3 protein-coding genes are annotated in these 3,616 nt (G+C 77.5%); all 3 read right to left on the bottom strand.

From position 1 onward, the window contains the following. Positions 1 to 42: 42 nt before the first annotated feature. The 3 genes from ATM99_RS14920 to ATM99_RS14915 all read right to left on the bottom strand — a co-directional run bounded on the left by ATM99_RS14920 (position 43) and on the right by ATM99_RS14915 (position 3,533). A complete protein-coding gene (locus tag ATM99_RS14920) occupies positions 43 to 1,752 on the bottom strand; it encodes a DUF885 domain-containing protein (RefSeq protein ID WP_062103660.1) in 1,710 nt (569 codons plus the stop codon). A gap of 66 nt (positions 1,753 to 1,818) precedes the next feature. Further along, positions 1,819 to 1,992: a hypothetical protein gene (locus tag ATM99_RS19445; RefSeq protein ID WP_190278847.1), complete on the bottom strand. Its 174-nt coding sequence runs from the start codon at positions 1,990 to 1,992 to the stop codon at positions 1,819 to 1,821. 158 nt (positions 1,993 to 2,150) lie between these two features. Continuing rightward, positions 2,151 to 3,533 carry a PLP-dependent aminotransferase family protein gene (locus tag ATM99_RS14915; RefSeq protein WP_062103659.1) on the bottom strand — a complete coding sequence of 461 codons (1,383 nt, stop codon included), beginning with the start codon at positions 3,531 to 3,533 and terminating at the stop codon, positions 2,151 to 2,153. Between the last annotated feature and the right edge of the window lie 83 nt (positions 3,534 to 3,616).

Raw genomic sequence — 3,616 nt, 5'->3', positions numbered from 1 at the left:
GGTGGGCGGGTCGCGCTCGGGTCGCGCTCGGTCGTGCTCGGGTCAGAGCGCCGCGAGCTCGCGCTCGAGGTCGTCGAGCCCGAGGGAGCCGAGGCCGAGCGCGGCGGTGTGCCAGGTGCGCAGGTCGAACGTCTCCCCCGCGGCCTCGCGGCGTGCGCGGGCGGCGGCGCGGCCCGCGAGCCAGGCGCGCTCGCCGAGCTTGTAGCTGATGGCCTGGCCGGGCCAGCCGAGGTAGCGCTCGACCTCGCTGTGCACGAACGCGGCCGGCGAGCCGCTGCGGGCGGCGAAGAACTCCTCGGCGAGGTCGGCGGTCCACGTCTCACCGGGGTGGAACGCGCGCTCGTCGGGGATGCGCAGGCCCAGGTGCATGCCGATGTCGATGACGACGCGCACGGCGCGCATGCGCTGGCCGTCGAGGTACCCCAGGCGCGCCCCGGGGGTGCGCAGGTACCCGAGGTCGTCCATGAGCCGCTCGGCGTACAGCGCCCAGCCCTCGGTGGTCGCGGGGATCGAGCCGATCGACGTCTGGTAGACCGACAGGTCGCCGGCGCGGCGGGCCCACTCGCCGAGCTGCAGGTGGTGGCCGGGCACGCCCTCGTGGTACCAGGTGCTGATGAGGTCCCACGTGGGGAACCGGTCGCGGCCGAGCGTCGGCAGCCAGGTGCGGCCCGGGCGGGAGAAGTCGAGCGACGGGCGCGTGTAGTAGGGCGCGGCGGCGGACCCCGGGGGCGCGATCATCGCCTCGACGCGCTTCACGGGTCCGGCGACGTCGACGACGGTGCCGTCGAGCTCGGCGATCGCGTCGTCCATCATCCGCTGCAGCCAGGCGCGGACCTCCTCGACGCCCTCGACGGCCTCGCCGTGCTCGTCGAGGTGCGCGAGGGCCCGCTGCGGGTCGGCGCCGGGCAGGACGCGGTCGGCCTCGGCGGCCATGTCGGTCTCGATGCGTGCGAGCTCCTCCCATCCCCACGCGTACGCGGCGTCGAGGTCGAGGTCGGCGCCGGTGTGCAGGCGCGCGTGGAGCGCGTAGCGGTCGCGGCCGACGGCGTCGGGGACGTCCTGGACGGCGGGCAGGTACTCCTGCGCGATCCACGTCCGGAGCGCGTCGACGCCCGCGGCCGCGTCGACCGCCGCGGCGTCGAGCCGCGCCTGCAGCGCGGGCGAGACCCCGGCGTGCGCGGCGCCGGCCACGAACCCGGCGTGCCAGCCGCGCCCGTCGGCGGCGCCGAGCCAGTCGCCGAGCTGGTCGACGACCGTCGACGCCTGTCGCGGGGCGCTGCGCACGCCGCGGCGCAGGCCCTCGGCGAGCGTCGCGCGCAGGCCCTCGGCGGCGGCCGGCACCTGCGCGACGCGGTCGGCGACGACGTCCCAGTCGTCGGGCGTGGCGGTCGGCATCATGAGGAAGAGCGACTGGAGGGTCTGCACGGGCGACGCGATGGGACGCAGCACCGCGAGGTGCTCGCCCGCGTCGTGCACGGCGAGCTGCGCGGTCAGCCGCTCGCGCAGCAGGGTCGCGCAGCGCCGGTCGTCGTCGTCGCGCACCTGCGCGGTGTCGAGCTCGGCGAGCACCGCGCGCGACGCCTCGGCCTTCGCCTCAGCACCCGCGGGCGACAGGTCGGGCATGCGACGGTCGCCGGGGCGCGTCCCGAGCGCGGTGCCCACGGTCGGGTCCAGGTCGGCGAGCGTCTCGACCCACCGGTCGGCGAGCTGGCGGGCGGTGGGCGCGGCGGGGTGCGGGGAGGACGTGGGCATGCGCGCCACGCTATCCCGCGGCAGTGCGGGCATGTGACAGTGCGACGCGGGGCGCCCGGCGCGGGCTCAGGACGCGGCGCGGCGCCTGGCGAGCGGGAGGATCACCAGCCCGCTCGCGCACAGCAGCGCCCACCACTCGCCGGTCGTGACACCGACCGCGACCCCGGCGGCCAGCACGATCGCGGAGAACACGCCGGCGACCCACCCCCAGGGCGGCTGCCTCTCCCCCTGCTCATCCATGAACTGACGCTACCAACGGACCTCGTCCGCCGCCGCACCGGGGCACCGGGGAGACCGAGCGCTCCGGCTCCATGTCCGGGCCCCACCCGGCCCATCGGGCACACGCCGCGCACAGCGAACCGGGGACCCGCGTCGCGTCAGGCGGCGCGCATCTCGCGTCAGGCCCGCAGCAGACCACCCAGCACGCGCACGCCCTCGGCGATCTGCGCGGGGCTCGCGGCCCCGTACGACAGCCGCAGGTGCGGTGCTGGCGGCTCGTCGACGTAGAAGTGCCGGCCGTCGCCGACCAGGACCCCCGCGGCGTCGGCGGCGGCGGCCAGGGCGCGCGTGTCGACGCCGTGGTCCAGGCGCACCCACAGGTGCAAGCCGCCGCGCGGGACAGTGGTGAGGCGGGCCTCGGGCAGGGTCGTGCGCAGCGCGTCGACGAGCGCGTCGCGGCGGGTCGCGAGCTCGGTGCGCAGCCGCCGGACGTGCCGCGGCCAGGCGGCGGACGTCAGCAGGCCGTGCGCGACCTCCTGCACGACCGGCGCGACGCCGAGGTCGTCGGCCGTGCGGGCGGCCCGCATGCGCTGACCGGCGGGGCCGCGCGCGACGACCGCACCCAGGCGCAGCCCCGGCGACGCGGGCTTGCTCAGGGTCGTGACGGTGACGACGTGGCCGTGCGCGTCGTCCGCGAGCAGGGGCGCCGGCGCGGGGCCGTCGATCGCGAGGTGGCGCGCCCAGTCGTCCTCGACGACGAACGCGCCGTGGCGCACGACGAGGTCGAGCAGCTCACGGCGGCGGTCGGCGCCGAGCACCGCGCCGGTGGGGTTGGCGTACGACGGCTGCAGCACCACGACGCGCGCCCGCGTCCGCTCGAGCGCGTCGGCCAGCAGGTCGACGCGCACACCCTCGGCGTCAGCGGGGACGGACACGACGTGCAGCCCGGCGCTCTGGGCGGCGAGCAGCGCCCCGGGGTAGCCGGGGCTCTCGGTGAGCACGGTGTCACCGGGCTCGGCGAGCGTGCGCAGCGCGACGACGAGACCGGCCTGGCCGCCGGGGACGACGAGCACGTCCTGCGGGTCGACGCGGTAGGGCGCGGCGAGCACGCGCCGCAGGTCGGGCGAGCCGGCCGGCGGGGTCATCGCCCAGGCCCGGGTGCTGCGCACAGCGCGCGCGCCGAGGCGTCGCAGGTCCTCATGCGGCAGCAGCTCGGGCGCGAGGTAGCCCCACGACAGCGGCACGTGGTCGGCGGAGCCGTACCCGCCGAGGCGCGCGGCCCGGTCGGCGTCGACGCGGGCGGGACCCAGCGCGCCGGTCTGCCACGCGTAGTCGGGCTCGGGCCGTGCGGCGCGGTCGGTGACGAACGTGCCGCGCCCGGGTTCGGCGCGCACGAGGCCCGCGGTCGCCAGCTGCGCGACGGCCGCCGTGACCGTGACGGCGCTCGCGCGGTGCCGCCGCGACAGCTCGCGCACGCCCGGCAGCCGGTCACCGGGGCTCGCGGCGTCCACGAGCGCAGCCAGCGAACGGGCGACGTCCACCACCCTGTTATCGTCGGTCATGAGACACAACGATAACGCTACCGCGCTTCTCCCCCAGGTGTTACCGCTCGCCCGGCGGGCGCGCGGACCGTGAGCCCCGCCGG

Source organism: Cellulomonas sp. B6 (assembly GCF_001462455.1).
GTDB lineage: Bacteria > Actinomycetota > Actinomycetes > Actinomycetales > Cellulomonadaceae > Cellulomonas.
The sequence above is the reverse complement of the archived record's forward strand: the minus strand, read 5'-3'. Positions and strand labels throughout refer to the sequence as shown.